At 44.6% G+C, this 19,083-nt stretch carries 19 protein-coding genes; 4 read left to right on the plus strand and 15 right to left on the minus strand.

Annotated elements, in window-relative coordinates:
• Nucleotides 1–296 precede the first annotated feature (296 nt).
• Nucleotides 297–1,061, plus strand: a complete 765-nt coding sequence (locus C900_RS13010) for a class I SAM-dependent methyltransferase (protein ID WP_009580396.1) — start codon at nt 297–299, stop codon at nt 1,059–1,061.
• 171 nt (nt 1,062–1,232) lie between these two features.
• On the opposite strand, the gene C900_RS13015 is transcribed toward C900_RS13010, so the two are convergent.
• The gene (locus C900_RS13015) at nt 1,233–2,222 is read right to left on the minus strand and encodes a sulfotransferase family protein (protein WP_009580398.1); all 990 of its coding nucleotides are present in this window, start codon (nt 2,220–2,222) and stop codon (nt 1,233–1,235) included.
• Nucleotides 2,223–2,296: 74 nt separating this feature from the next.
• On the opposite strand from C900_RS13015, the gene C900_RS13020 reads away from it, so the two are divergent.
• The 3 genes from C900_RS13020 to C900_RS13030 all read left to right on the plus strand — a co-directional run bounded on the left by C900_RS13020 (nt 2,297) and on the right by C900_RS13030 (nt 5,751).
• On the plus strand, nt 2,297–3,016 hold the full coding sequence (locus tag C900_RS13020; RefSeq protein ID WP_009580400.1) for an aspartyl/asparaginyl beta-hydroxylase domain-containing protein: 720 nt from the start codon (nt 2,297–2,299) through the stop codon (nt 3,014–3,016).
• Nucleotides 3,017–3,482: 466 nt separating this feature from the next.
• On the plus strand, nt 3,483–4,328 hold the full coding sequence (locus C900_RS13025; protein ID WP_009580402.1) for a VOC family protein: 846 nt from the start codon (nt 3,483–3,485) through the stop codon (nt 4,326–4,328).
• On the plus strand, nt 4,315–5,751 hold the full coding sequence (locus C900_RS13030) for an MATE family efflux transporter (protein ID WP_009580403.1): 1,437 nt from the start codon (nt 4,315–4,317) through the stop codon (nt 5,749–5,751). The genes C900_RS13025 and C900_RS13030 overlap by 14 nt, the downstream gene beginning before the upstream one ends.
• A 324-nt stretch (nt 5,752–6,075) precedes the next feature.
• On the opposite strand, the gene C900_RS13035 is transcribed toward C900_RS13030, so the two are convergent.
• The 14 genes from C900_RS13035 to C900_RS13100 form a co-directional block, all read right to left on the minus strand.
• Nucleotides 6,076–6,750, minus strand: a complete 675-nt coding sequence (locus C900_RS13035; RefSeq protein WP_009580405.1) for a BON domain-containing protein — start codon at nt 6,748–6,750, stop codon at nt 6,076–6,078.
• 56 nt (nt 6,751–6,806) lie between these two features.
• Nucleotides 6,807–7,256, minus strand: coding sequence for an Hsp20/alpha crystallin family protein (locus C900_RS13040; RefSeq protein ID WP_245558430.1), 450 nt, complete (start codon nt 7,254–7,256; stop codon nt 6,807–6,809).
• Between the two features lie 137 nt (nt 7,257–7,393).
• Nucleotides 7,394–8,290 (minus strand): hypothetical protein, encoded by an 897-nt coding sequence (locus tag C900_RS13045; RefSeq protein ID WP_009580409.1) that lies wholly within the window; start codon nt 8,288–8,290, stop codon nt 7,394–7,396.
• Nucleotides 8,291–8,416: 126 nt separating this feature from the next.
• On the minus strand, nt 8,417–9,805 hold the full coding sequence (locus C900_RS13050; protein ID WP_157494012.1) for a DUF6799 domain-containing protein: 1,389 nt from the start codon (nt 9,803–9,805) through the stop codon (nt 8,417–8,419).
• A 393-nt stretch (nt 9,806–10,198) separates the two neighbouring features.
• Nucleotides 10,199–10,954, minus strand: coding sequence for an SDR family oxidoreductase (locus tag C900_RS13055; protein ID WP_009580413.1), 756 nt, complete (start codon nt 10,952–10,954; stop codon nt 10,199–10,201).
• A gap of 115 nt (nt 10,955–11,069) precedes the next feature.
• Nucleotides 11,070–11,639 carry a DinB family protein gene (locus C900_RS13060; RefSeq protein WP_083867491.1) on the minus strand — a complete coding sequence of 190 codons (570 nt, stop codon included), beginning with the start codon at nt 11,637–11,639 and terminating at the stop codon, nt 11,070–11,072.
• Between the two features lie 112 nt (nt 11,640–11,751).
• Nucleotides 11,752–12,006 (minus strand): acyl carrier protein, encoded by a 255-nt coding sequence (locus tag C900_RS13065; RefSeq protein ID WP_009580417.1) that lies wholly within the window; start codon nt 12,004–12,006, stop codon nt 11,752–11,754.
• Entirely contained in the window at nt 12,003–13,217 is a 1,215-nt protein-coding gene (locus tag C900_RS13070) for a dihydrolipoamide acetyltransferase family protein (RefSeq protein WP_040496739.1), read from the minus strand. Before C900_RS13070 ends, C900_RS13065 begins: the two co-directional genes overlap by 4 nt.
• On the minus strand, nt 13,204–14,208 hold the full coding sequence (locus C900_RS13075) for an alpha-ketoacid dehydrogenase subunit beta (RefSeq protein WP_009580421.1): 1,005 nt from the start codon (nt 14,206–14,208) through the stop codon (nt 13,204–13,206). Before C900_RS13075 ends, C900_RS13070 begins: the two co-directional genes overlap by 14 nt.
• Nucleotides 14,201–14,650 (minus strand): DUF5655 domain-containing protein, encoded by a 450-nt coding sequence (locus C900_RS13080; RefSeq protein ID WP_157494013.1) that lies wholly within the window; start codon nt 14,648–14,650, stop codon nt 14,201–14,203. Before C900_RS13080 ends, C900_RS13075 begins: the two co-directional genes overlap by 8 nt.
• The gene (gene pdhA / locus C900_RS13085; protein ID WP_245558431.1) at nt 14,637–15,599 is read right to left on the minus strand and encodes a pyruvate dehydrogenase (acetyl-transferring) E1 component subunit alpha; all 963 of its coding nucleotides are present in this window, start codon (nt 15,597–15,599) and stop codon (nt 14,637–14,639) included. The genes C900_RS13080 and pdhA overlap by 14 nt, the downstream gene beginning before the upstream one ends.
• A 35-nt stretch (nt 15,600–15,634) precedes the next feature.
• A complete protein-coding gene (gene acsA, locus C900_RS13090) occupies nt 15,635–17,377 on the minus strand; it encodes an acetate--CoA ligase (protein WP_221408133.1) in 1,743 nt (580 codons plus the stop codon).
• Nucleotides 17,378–17,506: 129 nt separating this feature from the next.
• Nucleotides 17,507–17,911 carry a hypothetical protein gene (locus tag C900_RS13095; RefSeq protein ID WP_157494014.1) on the minus strand — a complete coding sequence of 135 codons (405 nt, stop codon included), beginning with the start codon at nt 17,909–17,911 and terminating at the stop codon, nt 17,507–17,509.
• Nucleotides 17,912–18,024: 113 nt separating this feature from the next.
• Complete coding sequence (locus C900_RS13100) at nt 18,025–19,020, minus strand: GyrI-like domain-containing protein (RefSeq protein WP_040496742.1); 996 nt, start codon at nt 19,018–19,020, stop codon at nt 18,025–18,027.
• Nucleotides 19,021–19,083 lie beyond the last annotated feature (63 nt).

Genomic DNA, 19,083 nt, shown 5'->3' on the forward strand with positions numbered 1-19,083 from the left:
AAAGCTTTAATAGTCGACAGTTGGCAAAAAAAGTAATGAGTATTGAGTAGAAGAACAGCAATAAGAACAATACTCAATACTGATGTCTCAATACTAAATTTACCGGTCATCCCTGGCGAGAGGAAGGATCTTCCTGAGTTATAAATATTACCCTTGACTTTAGTAGGATTCTTCGTACCTCTTCGAGGCAAGTTCGGGGACAGGCAGAATGACCTTAAAAAGAGGTTTTTTAGGTCTGTTCCATGCTGGATACTTAGCTGCAAAATCATTATGTTAGCAGTGAGCAAACAAAGAATATGGAAGACCACCGAAATGATGAGTTTTTAAACTCACTGGATTTGATTGACAGGAAATTGGAACAGCATATCCCTTTTATATTGGCTGATCTGTGGGAATTGGGAAGTATGCCTGAATATATTATCAAACTGATCAGGAAAAATGTGGGTAATGCAAATCTTGGCTTGATTACTGACTTTGGGTGTGGTAAAGGTGCAGTTCTCATAAAGATGGCATTGGAGTTCGACTTCAAAGGCCTGGGAATCGATTTGGTACCCGAATTTATTGATGAGGCGAAAGCGCATGCACGGGAAAATGACCTGGAAAACAGAATAAAATTCATGGTAGGGGATATTAGAGATCAGCTCTCAAATGTGCGTGAACAAAATATGATAATCTACGGCTATGACTCGCAGCTTCTTGGAGACGTGGAGGAAACACTACTTCAATTAAAAGATTGTCTATCGAAAAGCGGCCGGATCATTTTAGAGGTCGTGTGCACTGCCGGGGAGGATAAAATTGATGAATTACCCACAGCGAGTGAGCTGAATGATCAGATCGAAAAAGCCGGACTGACAATTGTTGATCATCTGGTATGGGATAAGGAAGTATTGGCCAGGATGAATGCTCACAATAACAAATTAATAGCGGGACGGTTATCCGAACTCACTATGTCATATCCTGAAAAGGCTCCTCTTTTTGAGCAATATATGATGAATCAGTTAAGTGAATGTCAGGAACTGGAAAATAATATGATCTGCTCAACTTTCATGTTGCAAAATTAACCATTACTTCTTGTCTCTAAGAAAACGTCAATGTCTGCGTTACGCTTGTCCCAAAAATGCTCTCGTACCTTATAGTACGCTCCGCTTTTTGGAACTTCGCAAGCCTTGACCTTGACCTTTTCTTAAAGCCACTTAGAGTTTTCTTAAAGCCACTACTTCGTTTCCTTTTTGTTACCCTAGATCATTCAAAGATGATTCCGGTGACCTTTTGGAGCTGACAAGATGTTCCAATTGCCAGAATAAATCACTTAGAGACAGCGACAGTCCTTCTAACCGCTCAAGCTGCTCTTTTTCAAACTGGTAATCAGGCCGGGGAGCCTTTAACGGTTGCTTGCTGTGGGTTTTGGTCCGTTGCCTCATAGCTTCGAGTTCATCATCGGAATAGTATAATCCAAGGCTTTCAATAACCCGGAATAGCTTGCCGGGAAGGGCTGAGTAATTTATGAGTTGAGTATTTTCATGGCTACTATATGAGATCATCCATTGGTACAGTTGGGAAAGGACTGCTGCAGAATAGCCATCCAGATCGTACGGGGGAATGTTTTTAATGTTGAATACATCGGCCTTCAGCATACCTGGTACCATATGACGGCCTCGCATCTTCCGATGAGATTTTAACACCTCTAACGGCTGCCGGTACAAAAACAAAACCGGAACCATCGGAAATGCCTTTCTGATCAATTGATAAAAGGCCAGATGCCAACTGTCCCATTTTATAAACAGGTTTATTTGATCATCGGTCCTTTTCTGACCCATTGCGGCCACCGCTGCCTGCAAGGCTGCTATTTTCTGTTCATTTCTTAATGTTGAAGATAAAATATCATCCAATAGCGGTGGTTCTGCATAAATGACGTTCTTTCTTGATTGGGCCAGCATCTGCATGATCAGCGTGGAGCCACACCTGGATATATGGAAAATAAAAGCTGTAGGCAGTATTTGTTGATCAGTGCGGGTTTTTTGCTTTAAAAGCTCATCTATTGAGGTTTCCTTTACTTCAGGAGATGTCTGTTTAATGACCTTAACGCTATCCTCAAAGAAGGGCTCGTCTAAGTGTTTGTTACCTGCGTATACCCACGTTACTAGTTTTTTCTGCTCACTCAATGAAACCGGGATCCATTTGTGGGGGAAAGAGGTGGGTTTGCAAAGGTCTGCTGGGTTCATTAAATTCATTTTTTTCCTGGTACTACGTGTCTAAAACATAAAAATCATTAAATTAAATGATACTGTTGAAGTAAATGAAAAAATATGCAAAGTTACCCATAGAATTTGAAGTCTCACTGCTTCAACAAGAACTGGTCATATGTGCTGCTGCATGGACTGATCACTTCAATACCGGCTACTACACCGGCAACTGGAGCGGGATTCCCTTACGGTCACCTCAGGGTAAAAATCACTCCATTTCGGCAGGAAATTCCAGTTCGGTGGACTTTGCCGATGAAGCCATTCTTGCGCATCTGACTTATACCAGGTCAGTTATCGATGCCATTCAGGCGCCAAAAAGTGCCGTCAGATACCTGCGTCTCACCCCGGGGTCAGAAATAAAACCTCATAAAGATTTTGATCTGGTCTTCTGGGATGGCTTTGTAAGGCTGCATATCCCGGTACTGACCAATGATCAGGTGAAATTTTCAGTGGAAAATGAAATCCTTAACATGAAAGAAGGAGAGTGCTGGTTTGCCGACTTCAGCAAAACCCACAGCGTAATCAATCATGGCGAAACGGATCGTGTCCACCTGGTGATCGACTGTCAGGTGAATGACTGGCTAAGAGAGCTGTTCGTGAATGCAGGGGTCATTCAACCAGACGAAAGTGCGCCAACCGAAATGGAGACCTACGATAATGCCACCAAACTTATGATCATAGAACAACTGGAAGCACAAGGAACGAAAAAAAGCCTGGCGATCGCTATGAATATGAGAGAAAAGATGAATACCGAATCCCTAAGTCCAAAGTAATTGGTTGTCAATGACTGGAGGACGGTACGTGTCACCAGCCACCAACCTTCAGAACCCAGCCACCAGCCACCCATGTCGCAATTGGCCTCTCCTTTTGTCATAATCACCCACTTCCGGTGTGAAACTTCATCTATATCTTTGAATTATTAACCAATAGAGCCTGCCAATCCTTAATGGCGATCGGTACAGGCACAGGATAAACAGAATCGGCAGTTGGTCAAAGCAGTTGGCAAATAAGGTGAGTAATAACTGAGATCTCCAGTGATGCATTCGGACTTCGACTTCGGTCCAATGCTCAATAACTAAATAGTGTCTCTAAGAAAACGCCAATGCCTGCGTTACGCTCGCCCCAAAAATGCTCACGTACCTCAGTACGCTCCACTTTTTGGGACTTCGTCCCGCCCTTTGGCGGGAACGTTTTCTTAAAGCCACTTAGAGTTTTCTTACAAACACTAAATATATAATCATGAAAAATCTAATCTACCCGTGTCTATGGTTTGACGGAAATGCAAGCGAAGCAGCAAGCTTCTATTGTGCTACATTCAGGAATTCAAAAGTAGTTTCTGATACTCCTATAGTTGTAAATTTTGAAATGAAAGGCCAAAAATTCATGGCTCTGAACGGAGGGACACAGTTTAAACCCAATCCATCCATATCTTTTATGGTAGCCTGCGAAACAGCAGATGAAATAGAAGGTGCCTGGGAAAAACTAACTGAAGGTGGCAAGGTGCTAATGCCACTGGATAAATACGATTGGAGTGAGAAATATGGTTGGGTACAAGATCGTTTTGGGGTTAGTTGGCAACTGTCGCTGGGTAATACCGTAGACCAAAAGTTTATTCCTTCACTGATGTTTACTCAAGACAAAGCAGGCAAGGCTGAGGAGGCCATACACTTCTATACATCTGTTTTCGATAATGCCTCCGTTGACCATTTATATAAATATACAGCCGAAGATCAAGATACAGAGGGTATGGTGAAACATGCGCAGTTTACACTCCGTAAACAGCCTTTTACTGCTATGGACAGTTCATTGTCACACCAGTTTAGTTTCAGTGAAGGGGTTTCGCTGGTAGTGGAATGTAAAGACCAGCAAGAGATTGATCACTATTGGAATAAGCTGACAGAAGAAGGAGAGGAAAGCATGTGCGGATGGTTAAAAGATAAATACGGTGTTTCCTGGCAGATTATTCCGGCTGTGCTGGAACATTATATGAATGATCAGAAAAAAGCTCAAAAAGTGACGGAAGCATTCCTGAAAATGAGGAAATTTGATATAGAACAGCTCGAAGAAGCTTATGAACGAGGATAAAAATGTATCGACTCTGCCACAGCAGGCATCCATACAACGATTGTCGATCTGGAAGGAGTTAAAAAATGCCATCAGGGGAACTGAAGCAGACTATACCCAGATAGGAATGAAGCACGCCATTTTCCTTTTGGCTGTGCCGATGATCCTGGAGTTGGTGATGGAATCCACGTTTGCTGTGGTTGATATTTATTTTGTTGGCAAATTAGGAGCATCAGCAGTAGCTACTGTTGGTATTACTGAAACTTATCTGTTTCTCCTGTACTCTATAGGTATGGGTCTTTCTATGGCTGTTACAGCCATTATTGCGAGACGAATTGGAGAAAAAAAGAAGGAGGAAGCGGCCGTGTCTGCCATTCAAGCGCTATTTCTTGGGTTGCTGGCATCCTTGCCATTTACTTTTGCGGGTATTTTCTTTGCTAAGGACCTGCTTACGCTGATGGGCGCTGATGGCTGGAGTATTAACGAGGGATACCGCTATACACAATGGATGTTGGGTGGAAATGCCGTTATTATGATGCTGTTTGTTATCAATGCGGTTTTCCGTGGTGCCGGAGATGCAGCCATTGCTATGCGCATACTTTGGATCTCGAATGGCATTAATATTATATTGGACCCGTTGCTCATTTTTGGCTTGGGACCTGTACCTGCTTTAGGTATTGAAGGAGCTGCTGTGGCAACTACCATTGGCAGAGGCATCGGTGTGGCTGTACAGCTCTGGACATTGTTTAGGGGCGGGAAGCATATAGCTGTAAAGACCACTCAGATCCAATGGAATAGCAAAGTGATCCTGAATATATTTCGCACATCACTGGGAGGCATCGGTCAGATGATCATTGGTATGACATCCTGGATATTTCTGATGAGAATACTTGCTGACATTGGCAGCGAGGCAGTGGCAGGAGCTACGATTGCGTTGCGGATTATGATGTTTACCATGATGCCTGCATGGGGGTTGTCCAACGCAGCAGCCACACTGGTAGGCCAGAATTTGGGTGCAGGACACCCTGAGCGTGCAGAGAGCGCTGTTTGGAAAACTGGTCTGTATAATATGATTTTCCTCGTATGCGTATCGGTGACATTCTTTTTCTTTAACGAACCTTTAATGAAGATTTTTACAGATGATCTGCGGGTAATCGCCATTGGTTCGGAATGGTTACAGATACTTTCATTTTCTTTCTGGGTATATGGCTGGTGGATGGTATCTGTACAGGCATTCAATGGAGCTGGAGATACAAAAACACCGACTAAGATCAACCTGGTATTTTTCTGGTTGATTCAGATCCCTTTGTCCTACCTGTTGGCGATAACATTTGGTTGGGAACAATCAGGGGTGTTTTGGGGTGTGTTTGTTTCAGAAACATTGGTAGGATTATTCACACTGTGGCTGTTTACACGGGGTAGTTGGAAAAAGGCAGTGGTATAGTTTTTTAGTTCATCGTTCACAGTTTATAGTTCGCCGGTTCTCAGTTTTAAAACAATACAGCCTGAACATCAAACACATATCAATCGGTAGTAGACAAAAGGAAGTCGGAAGCACGGAGAGCTGCAAGCTATAAGCAAAATATCAATTGTTAAACAACAATTAACGAATAACCAAGTCCCAAGCTGAAAGCTAATCCCAACGTCAGACATTATTCAAACGAATAACCATTAACCATTAAACCATTAACACCAACACCAAAAGCCCTGCCGAAGTGAATTACGGTTCACCTGGCAGGGCTCCTGACCGGGTTCAGCGTGAATAGCTCTAAACAAAGATCTCGGTATTGATCTCGATCTGGTTGTCTACAGTAAGTACCCCCGGTGATGACCAGGCCACTCTTTCGGCTTCTTCTTTTTCCGCCCAGGACCTGACAGTTCCTCTCAAGGAAACTTTAGACCCGGCAGCCTCCAGTCTGATGGCATTAGAGTCTAAAGTGGCATGTCTGTGGAAGGCCGCGGCTATTTTGGTTTTGATATCTTTTGTATCAATAACTGAAGGCTTAATGGAGATATTGTTAGTTACCCCTCTTACCCCAACAAGGCTTTCTACACTGCTTTGTGCGGTGGATTTTTGATACTTCCATTCTACCTCACCATCCAGATATACCCAGCCATTATCCACTTTTACCTCTATCTTATCTTCATTGACAGCAGTATTCCAGCGCAAGGCATTGCGCACCGCCTCCGCTATCTCTGTATCTGTTTTTTTGCCTGGAGTTCCTGCCTTTACCTCGATATCACATGCAACTACTTTTACTCCATGAACACGCTGTGCTGCACGTTCCGCAGCGAGTTTTTTGGTGTAGGTGTCTACCATACCAGAAAGTGTGATCACACCATCATGAGCTGCCACCCCAATTTGCGTATGTACATCATGCAACTGCGGTTCCCACCTGATCTCCGCCATTACATCTTTTTGAAGTTCATCATTGGTTTTCATTTTGAATAAATTTTTAGTTCATTAATTTTTCCTTCACCACTTTCTAAGCTATGTGCTCAGGTTACGGCTATTTTATGTGCAGGCCTGGCTGCAGTTACTTTTTCCTTGGGCAGGTGCAGAGTCAGTAAGCCATTGGCGTACCTGGCATCGATCTTGTCTTCCTTGATACCTTCAGGCAAAGCGAATGATCTGCTAAACGTCTGGTAAGAATATTCCCTGCGCCAATAGTTTTCAGATTCTTTTCCTTCCCGCTTTTCTTCTCGTTTCTCCACACTTATTCTGAGGTTATTATTTTCTACCTCAATTTTAAAATCTTTTCGCTCTAATCCTGGAGCAGCCAATTCAAGGGTAAATTCTTTTGATGTTTCCTTTATGTTTACCGGTGGCAGGTTTAAATGCGGCTTCAAGGCCAACATCGACTCTATATCGAACACATCCCTGTTGAAAATACTGTCGGGGTGCAGCCAATCGGTAAAGAAACCGGGTACTCCTGTTTTGGGTTTCACTGTTAAGCTCATTATATCCTCCTTTGTTATGTTAAGTTTATTGTATTGTAAAATTAGAGAAGAAGGCACCCTCTTGCGATGACGGATATCAGCGGAAGGGGGGATTTTGGTCCCGTTTGGTGATGAATTTTGTTGTATTATTTCAAAACATATCTTGCACCCAGGGTCCATAAAAAGCCTGTATCCAGGTCCTCTTCATAAGTTGCTTGGTCAGTAACTACTGTTGATGGGTTTACGGGAAATAATACTATGGCTGATGCTGAGAAACGCAGTCTGTTCAGTTTGTAGCTGGCTTGTAACCCCAGTTCATAATCCAGCACCTGAAATTTTTCCGATTCCAGAATTTCTACATTCATGATGGTTGTAGAGCCGGTGCCGCCATTACCAGACCCTGAGCCCGGGCCATGCCCTTTTCTGTCTTTACCGGATCCGGTGGTTGTACTTCTTTGGGTGTAGTATTCGTTGTAGTATTGCTGTGTGCCAAAATTGGTATAAACTGATGGTGTAATGATAAGCCTGTTACGCATAGTATAGAACATTCGGCTAAGCTCAATTCCTACGAAGAAGTCTGTGTTGCTGCTGAGGCCCAGGCTGGCGTCCGTTAAGATCATGAAAGTCCTAAAATCATAGCCAAGATACCCCGAAAGATAAGTTCTCATTTCAGCTTGCACGGAATAGCTTTCATCACTGAAAAAGTACTCATCTATAGCTATGCCGACAATGAATTTATCGCCAAGGTAGTCATATCCCGCTGCTAATGTATACAGATCTACTCTGTTATTATCATCAGCCGTCAGGTAAGAAAGCGAACCACTAACAAAAAGTCCTGACTTATGGTAATAGCCAATAGAAGAGGTCAGGTACGGCGCTTTTGCAGAATCGGCCCTTCCCATGTAGAAATAATCACTTTTATACCGCACACCAAAACGAACATAGGATGATACAGAGTCTATATCATAGGAACGTATGGAAGACTGCCCGCTGACTATTTCGAAGGAACCTATCAGCAGCATGGCGATAAATATCACTTTCATTTGTCAGTATTGTGTAAGGTTAATTGTTAACCCTTATTGGTTTAGTTTCTCCAGCTTGAAACTTGCAAGTTGAGGCTTAAAGCATGTGGCTCCACTTGCCAATTGCCTCTGCCTACTGCCTACTGATCAGCGCTGATCACCCATGCGTTTTTTGGCGCCTGCGCCTTCTTTACGCTCTTGTTTTTCCCGCTCCCGCATATCCATGCGATCCCGCAAGCGTTGTTCCATTTTTTCTCTGAAACGTTCTCGTGTTTCATAACGCTTGCCCTCTAAATCGAGGCATTCACCATTTCGCAATCGTTCTGTCTTGCCGTTCTTAAGCTGGTAGGAACCATCAGGCCTTACCGTAATGCCGTTTTCCAGTCTCCAGGGTTCATGTAGCTGCAACTGCACCTGATTTTGAAAACGATAGACATTGCCATTTTGAAACATAAAATGAGGCTCTGACATGGCCATCAACTGTATCTGCATCTGCTCACGGAATTGCTCCGGAGATCTGTAACGGTTTCCTTCCGTATCTAAAAGCTCACCCTGATTCAGTCTGGCTTGTTGCTGATTTTTCAGTTGATACGTGCCATCGGGGTTTACTTTCATGCCATTTGGCATATTTATTTGTTCTTGCACACGTGCCCTTACCTGGTTTTGCACCATGTACATCTGGCCATCCTGCACTTCAAAATGCTGTTGTTTCATCGCCAGTTGACGGATCTGAGCCTCTTCTCTGAACTGCTCTTGCGAGGCATAATGGTTACCTTCAGCATCCACAACTTCTCCATTTTCCATCTGAACCCGTTCCTTGTTTTTTATTTGAAAGCTGCCATCGGAATATACCGTTAGTCCATTTTGTAAGGTAACATTTTCCCGTAATTGAGTTCGCTGCTGGTTTTGGATACGATACATTTCCCCGTCCTGATACATAAAATGCTCCTGAGCAATAGCCTGCAGACCTAATTGCGTGTGCTGACGGAACTGTGTTTGTGTGTTGTAAATGTTACCCTCAGGATCCACGCATTCACCGTCTCTGAGACGCCTTTGCTGTTGATTCCTGAGTTGGAAAGTGCCGTCAGGGGCAATGCTCGCTCCGTTTTCTAATGCTACACGTTCTCTTAGCTGAGTTTGTTGTTGATTTTCAAGCCTGAACATCAGGCCATCCTTGTACAGGTAATGCACCTGGTTTTCGGCCTGTTCTCGTACTTGCATATGCTGGCGAAGTTGCTCTTGCGATGGGTATAGATTGCCTTCCAGATCAAGGCACTGTCCGTTATGCAAGCGAAGCTGTAAGCCGTTTGAAGTTCGGAAATTGCCATCAGGATATATTATAGAACCGTCTTCCAGCGCCAACTGCTCACGTAGCTTTACCTGACTGTTATCCGTTACCCGCAGCACTTGTCCATCTTGAATTAAAAGATGCTCATGAAGGCGATCCTGGTCTCTGTAACGATCCTGGTCGTGTTCTTGTGCCTGTAATGAAAAAGCCATCATTATAGACAGACATAAATAAGCTAAATATCTCATAATATTAATTGGTTTCGTTGATACAAAGCTCGGGACTACACGTTGATTTGGCTATGACACAGGTCGTTCACTTATAAGACTCTCGTTACCTGCCGGGACTGAACATTTATTGGGGTAATCACTTATTATAAATGCATTATATACGAAGTCTGCCATTAGACTATCGCGAATTAGAGTCTTTAAGAAAACGCCAATTTCTGGCTTCTTGTTACTGGTATGTGGCTCTGGCGACAACTGAATACGGTGAAACTCAGAACTGCCGAACTGTGAACGGTAAGACTGACAAACTACAAACCGTGAACTGAGAACCGTGAACTGAGAACCGTGAACTGAGAACTGAGAACTGAGAACTGAGAACTGAAAACTGAGAACTGAGAACTGAGAACTGCTATGTCATTTAGCTATCCACCCGCCATCAACAGCCATGGCGTCACCTGTTACGAAGGAGGCGGCATCTGAGCTGAGCCATATAATGGCTTCGGCTACTTCTTCAGGCTGTCCCATGCGACCTACAGGCTCCATGTCTTCATATGCTTTTTCAACGGTCTTATCTTTTCCTGTAACTCGGTCCACCATTGGGGTTTTGATCACTCCTGGACAAACTACATTAACGCGTATACCAGCCTTGGCATTTTCGAGAGCAGCAGTCTTGGTAAGGCCTACCACAGCGTGCTTACTAGCCACATAGGCTGGTAGTCCTGGAAAACCCACAAGCCCGGCAATGGAGGCGATATTGACAATAGCGCCTTTTCCCTGCTTCAGCATCACGGGTATCTCATTTTTCATACAAAGCCAGATGCCTTTGAGATTGATATTGATGGTTTTATCCCAGTTTTCTTCCGTACATTCATGGACAGGTGCATTGACACCTTCAATACCTGCATTGTTCACCGCATAATCGAGGCGGCCAAACGCTTTAACGGTTTTGTTTACCATTTCAGCTACATCAGCCGGCTTGGAGACATCACATTTGATAAAAATGGCTTCACCACCTTCTTTTTTAATAATATCTATAGTTTCGCTATCTTCTATCCAGTCGGCAACAGCCACTTTTGCGCCTTTTCTTGCAAAGAGTATGGCGGTAGCCTTTCCGATACCGAATGCGCCGCCTGTTACTAGTGCTACTTTATTTTCGAATATTTTGTCCATAATTTTTGTGGTCTTTGGTTTGGACAATATTACAACTGTTCGCAGCGTTGTGTTATGATTATTGTTAGGGGCAGGGGTGATTTACATCATGATGGCAGTTATGGTCTGAATCTTGCTATCTGTCTTTTAGAAACTCATCAATGCTTCCTTTTTGTCGAAAATGGTGGCGCAGATGCATTTCCGCGAACTGAAACCACTCTACGGCACTGAAATAATCATGACCGGGATGTTTTGTTTTGCCATTATATGCACTTGTGGTGATTTCCTTTGCTAATGTACCGGCTTCTATTTTTATATACTGCATACCTTCCAGGAGTTGAGCTTTATTATCAGGCTGAGGAGGAACAGGAAGGTCGGGAGGTCCCTGCAGTTTTTGGTGGGGGTAACTGTTATTTTGAAACCAAATTCCTGCTTCAGTTGACATCTTCCCGGACGCGTTTTCATTACTGATAAGGCAGTTTCTGCATTGCTGGAAGTAGTAATCGGTCTCTTCAATAAGGTGAAGATACACCTGACCTAACGACCAGCTTGTGGAGTCAGGCGGAAGGCAGAGTTGCTCATGATCGTAATATTGAAGCTCATTGACCCATTGATCGAGGGTTTGATGGAACTGTACAAGTAAGCAGTTTACAAGCTCTTCTGATTCCTTTTGCTTATTCGAGCTTTGCTTGTGTTGTTGTATCATTTTTTTACTATGTTAATTGAAAATGCCAAATTAACTAAACCCGAACCTATCTAAAGAGGTGCATCACGACATTTTAGGAGTCCTTTACGACATTATAGAAGATATTTCCGCATTAGCCATGAGAATGCTGATGCTCACCAATATAATTCATCAGGCTGTCCAATGTCTCAATTTTCCCATAGTCTTCCTCAGGTGTCTCCATTCCAAAGGCCTTATCCATGGCTACAATAAACTGCAGGTAGTCAAAGGAGTCAATAGCAAGGGTTTGCCGGATGTTGTCATTAGGCTGAAGTTGTCCTGGTTCCGTGTCTGGTGCAATATTCATTAGCAGGTGGAAAATCGTATTTTTGATTTCTTCTTCATTCATAGCTGTTCTGGTTGTTTTAAGTGCTGTTTGAGTGCTGTCAGGAATTGGTTTCCAATGTTGCCATCGGTGGCTCTATGGTCGGCAGCGAGTGTCACTGTCATTACCGGCCTTACTCCCACCATACCATTTTCAGCCCAGGGCTCTTCGGTAATGCCACCAAAGCCTACCAATGCCACTTGCGGAGGGTAGATAACCCCATAAACGGTCTCCACTGCTCCTTCTCCCAGGCTGGTGACAGTTATGGTAGAGTCTGCCAATTCCGAGCTTCTCAACTTCAGCGCCCGTGCCCTGGGGATAATATCAGAGAGCATTTTCATCAGCTCATCTGGTGATTTTTCATCTACATGGTGTATGGCTGGCACTATGACGCCTCCGGTACGGAGCGATACGACAAAGCCAATATGGATATCTTTTTTTCGCTGCAGTCCGTTCTCCCACCAGCCATTAAGATCTGGCACGTCAGTCAGAGCCTTGGCCACAGCTTTGAGCAACAGTACGGCCGGAAGCAACCGGTCTTTGGACGATCGCTGCCTGTTGGCTTCAGTAAGCCATGTCAGCGCTGCAGTCATATCCACTTTTGTCTGAAGGTAATAATGTGGTATTTCCCGGTTGGATCTGCTCATAGCCGCAGCTACTGCCATCCGGATGTTTTCAGTATAAGACTGAACGGAGACTGATGGAGGAGCTATTTCCTCTGCTATAGGCGGTGGAATTTCCTTATGAGGTTGTGTCACCTTTTCCTGAACAGCCTTTTCTATATCTTCTCTGATAACAGCGCCTTCCGGGCCACTGCCCCTGACCTTAGAGATATCTATACCCTTTTCTGCCGCAATACGTTTTGCCAGCGGAGAGGCCCGTATACGATGAACGGGAGCAGTTACCGGTTCACGCATTTGTTTTACAGGCTCTTTTACCTGAACAGCAGTCATTTTGCTTTCCTCTCTAACCAACTCCGGCTCTTTTTCTACTTCTTTCTCAGAAGTGTGGATATAAGTCATTAGCGTTCCCACAGGTACCTTGTCATCTTCTTTGATGACTAATTCACCAATGATACCCTCGTCAAATACTTCTATATCAATGATGCCCTTTTGTGTTTCGACTTCTGCAATTATATCACCACGCTGTACGTAGTCACCAGGTTTTACTTTCCACTCGCGGAGAAAACCTGCCTCCATATCGGCTCCTAAACTTGGCATTCTAAACTCCTTCATGTTGTAATATCTTTTTTACGATGGCTACAATCTGATCTTTCTGAGGAATGGAGGCATCTTCCAGATGTTTAGGATAGGGCATGGGTACTTCTATGCCGCACAACCGTTGTACCGGGGCATCCAACTCGTAAAAGCACTTTTCGGTGATCCTGGCGCTTACTTCCGAAGAAATACTGACCGATTGCCAGGCCTCTTCTACAATTAATGCCCGGTGTGTTTTTGCTACTGACGCCATGATCGTTTTTTCATCCAGAGGTCTCAATACTCTTAGATCCAGCACTTCGGCATCTATACCTGCTTCTGATAATTCTGTTGCAGCTTCCAGCGTTTTATAAACCCCGGGACCATAAGTAATGATCGAAATATCCTGCCCCTCTTTTCTGACTTTTGCCCGCCTGATGTCCACAGGTTGCACTTCAGAAGAAATTTCCTGCTCTATATTGAGCATGGATGTATACTCGAAAATGATGACCGGATCAGGGTCGGTTAATGCTGTGAGTAGCATAGCCCGGGCATCCTCATGGGTACCTACGGAAAGCACTTTCAGCCCGGGAATATGGGCAAATAGCGGTTCCCAACTGTGGGAGTGCTGTGCAGCAAGCTGTCGACCCGTACCACTGTTCATTCTGATGACCACGGGTACATTGAGCTGTCCGCCCGACATGTGCAGTAGGGTGGCAGCATTGTTGGCGATCTGGTCGAACGCCAGCAGGCTGAAGTTCACCGTCATGATCTCGACAATGGGGCGCATACCCCCGAGAGCAGCACCGATGCCGGCACCCACAAATCCTGATTCGGAAAGCGGCACGTCCATAATGCGATCAGGCCCGAACTCTTTGAGCAAACCCTTGCTCACGGCAAAAGCACCACCGTAGCGACCAACATCTTCACCCATCAGGAACACTTTTTCATCTCTGTTCAATGCATCACGTATAGCCTGCTTGATAGCTTCCCGGTAAGTGAGTGTTATTATGGTGCCGTTGTCATTCATTTGATATTACGTGTTTCTTCTTTTTGTCACGAGCTTCTCTTATCCACTCCATCAGCTCCTGATCTATGTCTTCCTCTTTTGTGATCTCAACAAAATACAGGTACCGATGCGATGACATCTTTACCGCGCGGCTAACCCTGGGGTGTGCCAGTTGCCTGGCCAGACTGAAGTCCACCCTGACCTTATCTTTTAAGATCTTTACAGCGGCAAAGGTGAATGTGCTGACAAAGTGTATACAGCACTCCAACGATTCCACTCTGAGTTGGCCCAGGTCGTGCTCCATTTGGGCTTTGAGCTTTTCGTATAATTTTTTACCCACAGGTTTTCTTTCAAAATGTTGCTCCAAAGGAAAGGGTCTGCAGGAGTGCGTTTGTTCTTTACGTTCGAATAGCCGCCCACATTGAGGGCAGGTCCATAGTTTAGTTATTTTAGGAGTTTTCACTGTAAACAAATTTTAGAAGGTCTTCAAAAGGCTCCCAGGTTCCTGCTTCTGCAAAATCAACTGCTTTCTGCACCTCTTCTTCAATGCGTTGCGCCATGATTTTCATTTCCTTATCGGAAAGGAGCTCATGTTTTTTCAGGTATTTTACAAATTGCGCTATCGGGTCACGCTTTTTCCAGTCCTCTACCTCAGATTTTTCGCGGTACAGTTCGGCATCAAACATCGAATGTGCTCTAAACCTGTAAGTGTTGCAGACCAGAAAAAACGGTTTCCCTGTTTTTCGCACTTGCTTTGAGGCATCCTGAGCGGCTTTCATCACTGCTAACAGGTCCATACCATCCACCGTTGCTGAGCTGATGCCATACCCTGGCGCTTTTTTCTCCAGATCGATGTTGGCGTGTGAATATCGAAGCGCGGTGCCCATAGCATACTGGTTATTCTCACAAACAAATAGTACAGGTACTTCCCATAGCGAAGCCAGGTTCATGGCCTCGTGAAATTCACCCTCTGCTGCCGCTCCTTCACCGAAAAAGCAGCAGGTGATCTGTTTGCGCTCCATTTTCTTGTCTGCCAGGGCCAACCCCACCGCCAGTGGCAGGTGACTCCCAACAATGGCATTGCCTCCGAAAAATTTCTTTGATACATCAAATAAGTGCATAGATCCACCCCGCCCGCGGCTGCAGCCTTCCTGTTTGCCATACATTTCTGCCATGATAGCGCCAGGATCCACACCTCGGGCCAGCGCCTGGCCGTGCTCCCGGTAGGTGCAAAGCACATTATCCTCCGGCTTCAGTGCATGCATTACCCCTGTGGCTACCGCCTCTTCTCCGATGTACAGGTGTAAAAAACCCCTGATCTTTTCTTTGGTGTACATTTCGGCAGACTTTTCTTCAAACCTCCTGATCAGCATCATCTGATAGAGGAGTGCCTGTCCAAGCTGTTTATTCATCGGCAGCTTTTTGATTTTAGATGCAGGCTGCCCGATCATGGCCGTTCCAGTGTTGACAGATCGCCTTCTGGTAAACCCAGCTCCCGCGCCTTCAAAAGCCTTCTTAATATCTTTCCGCTGCGTGTTTTCGGGAGATGGTCTGTAAAGGCAATTTCCTTAGGAGCCACTGCAGCTCCCAGCTTTTTGCGTGCATGGGCGATAATGTCCAATCTTAGATTATCGTCTGCCTTATTTTTGGGTTTTAGCACAACGAAAGCCTTTACCATTTCCCCGATCGTAGGGTCGGGTTTTCCTATCACTGCCGCTTCGGCAATAGCCGGATGTTCCATTAAAGCACTTTCCACTTCAAAAGGCCCCACCATATGGCCGGAGGTTTTTATGATGTCATCTGCGCGGCCAACAAACCAGTAATATCCATCTTTATCACGGTTTGCCAGGTCGCCTGTGACGTACCATTCACCCCGAAAGCACTTGTTGTAACGTTCTTCTTCATGCAGGTATGTTTTGAACATGGAAGGCCAGCCTTTTTTCAATACCAGATGTCCGTCTTTACCTGGTTTATCAATGATACGAAATTTGTCATCCGTAACCTCTGCAATGGCCGCTTCTATACCAGGCAAAGGTTTGCCCATAGAGCCTGGTTTTACCGGCATGTTTCGATAATTGGAGATCATAATGCCACCTGTTTCGGTCTGCCACCAGTTGTCAAGTACAGGCACCTCAAAGGTTTCTTCACCCCAGCGCACGGCTTCGGCATGAAGTGGTTCGCCAACGCTTAACACCAGTCTCAGGTGCTCCAGGTTGTATTGTTTACGAGGCTTAATGTTCATCCTCATCAGCCTGCGGAAGGCAGTTGGGGCAGTGTACCAAACATTTACCTTATGCTCTTCCAGGATGGAGTACCACCTGGCGGCATCAAATTCTTCTTCATCCACGATATTGGTTACGCCATTGACCAGCGGTGCGATGATTCCGTAGCTGGTGCCAGTTACCCATCCGGGATCAGCCGTACACCAGTAAATATCATCCGGGTGGAAGTCTAACACCAACTGGCCTGTAATAAAATGTATTAATACTGCTTTATGTACGTGCAGCGCCCCTTTAGGCATACCCGTAGTGCCGCTGGTAAAATGCAAAAGAGCCGGATCGTCCTCGTTTGTAGGAGGAATGGTAAAGCCGGAGGAGGCTTTCAACATCAGGTAGGGGAGTGATAATACATGGTCGTTGATATGTGCTTCTGCATCTGTCAGTAATATTTTTTGCAGCTTTGGAAGCCGGTCGAGTTGAGGCTTTATTTTTTTATAGAACTGATCCAGGGTAGTCACCACTACTTTTGCCTCACCTCTTGATAACCGTTGGTATACCGGCTCGGGTCCAAACACAGAAAAAAGCGGACAGAAAATGGCTGTCTTCTTCAGCGTTCCCAAAGCTGCAATGTATAGCTCAGGGACACGGTTTAGAAGCGTAAAAACAGTTTCTCCTTTTGTAACTCCCAGCATGGTCAACACATTGGCAAACTGATTGGAAGATCTGTGGAGATCATTGTAGGTAAAATCTTTTGTGGAGCGATTTTTCATGACCCAACGAATGGCAACATGATTTTTTAGCGCTCCTGCGGCATGTCGGTCCACAGCTTCGTGGGCAATGTTCATACCCTGTCCATCAGGAAGGCCTTCCAGCTTTTCATGTACTTTCTTCCAACTAAAGGAGTCTTGCAACGAATCATAATCCTTCAGGTGAGGCACTGTTACAATGGTTTGGTGATTTACTTCTGACATGAGCATAGCAAGGTTTATTTCGTATAAAGTAAAAATATGCCTATGCCGTCATGTTAACAATGACAGATATCCTGCAGGCTTTATGACATTGCTCATAAAACACAGGCGCTGCTTTAAAGTCTGGTGCTGCTATTCCGGTACGCCCATATGCTGCCGGAGCCTTTTGCGTAACGGTCGATGTTTCATAATAGATTGACTCATTTGTCGGCAGAAAACAGAATCACGGTCTGCCTGGTTCAGCATAAGTTTCAGCATGTTCCTCCTGATGAGGGTATCCGCTATTACGAGGCTGTCCACTTCGGAAAATCGGTACATCCTTCTCATCATCCTGGCCCGCATAGCATGCATGGGAGGATACTTTGAGTGCATTTGGTTAAGAAATTTTTCAAGATAAACAGAATCTGAGAGGATGGCATCAAATATATCTACCTGCATAGCAGGGTCTTTAAGCAAGGTATCAGGCTGAAATCTTCTTTCAGAGTTGCAAGCGCCAAACATAATCGCACAAAAGAGTATAATAATAGTTGTTTTCATGATTCGGGATTTGGTTTAAACAAGTGATATCCCCCTGATCGTTAGGTTATGTGGCGGAGAAAACATGGCCCCAAACGATCGGGAGATATCGGTTTTTTATGTATTTGGATGGCTTACTTTACAATAAAATAAATATTGGTCTGCCACTTGCTGGTATCTTTCTCTATCATGGGGTCCGACAGGTATTCTTCTATCATCAGTTCCCTTGTTAGCTTGTTTTCGTTCAGGTATTCTTCCATCGCTGCATAAGCGGGCCTCATACCGTCATCGTATGGACCATAGTAGGTGGTGGTGATCACTGTTGACGGAGGGATCGTGAGCTTGCCAAATCCCTTAATATCGGGCACTTTGCCCTGAACGGGAACAGCAGCGGCCAGTTCTGTTTCCTTCTTTTCTTCATCTATTTTGTAGTAGATAGCACATGGAGGATCAGAAGGCTGTATGCCTGCTTTTTGAAGATTCTCATAAATAGCATCGTAATTTTTTGTAAAGAAGTTCGAGAGACTGTCAAATGCTACTGTTTCCCTTTTTGTGACAAAGGTTTTTTCAGGCCAACTGATCTTTTTAACATCATATTTTACTTTAGTTTCCATAATAGACTTGTTTTTAGTGAGTAGTTGCTTTATTCTTTTCGTAATCTCTTCTGCCTTTTCCGAAGCATCCGAAAGCTGAGAGGCCGATGATATTCCATCCACCTCTTTTAAAGTATAAGTGCCTTCTCCTGAAGTGCTGAGCACAATCAATTTTTCTTTAGATCTCACATCATCTACAAAAGCTCTGGCATTGGGCTGCGGTTTGGAATACTCCCAGGTGTGGAGGATCACCATGGCGGCCCAGCCTTCCTCGGTCAAATCAGGCAACGCTGAAACGTCAACTACCTTAATGTAAACGGGGTTTTCTCTTAGTTTTTCTATTATCAATTGGACAACAGTGTCTTTGTAAGTGCTGCCCTGTGTCGCTACCAATACATGGTATGGTTGTGCGGATGTGTTAACTTCAAAGGGCTTGGCTACTTCCATAGAATGGGTTGTAAGGTACCATACCATCATCACGATAAGTATGAATACAATGCTTAGTATCACTAAACCCACTTTTTGCCATCGCTTCATAGGGTGAATAGTTTTGATAGTTGATCTTATATTTCAAAGCTAGCACTCGTGGGAGCCGAAAAT

Source organism: Fulvivirga imtechensis AK7 (genome assembly GCF_000331535.1).
GTDB classification, from domain to species: domain Bacteria; phylum Bacteroidota; class Bacteroidia; order Cytophagales; family Cyclobacteriaceae; genus Fulvivirga; species Fulvivirga imtechensis.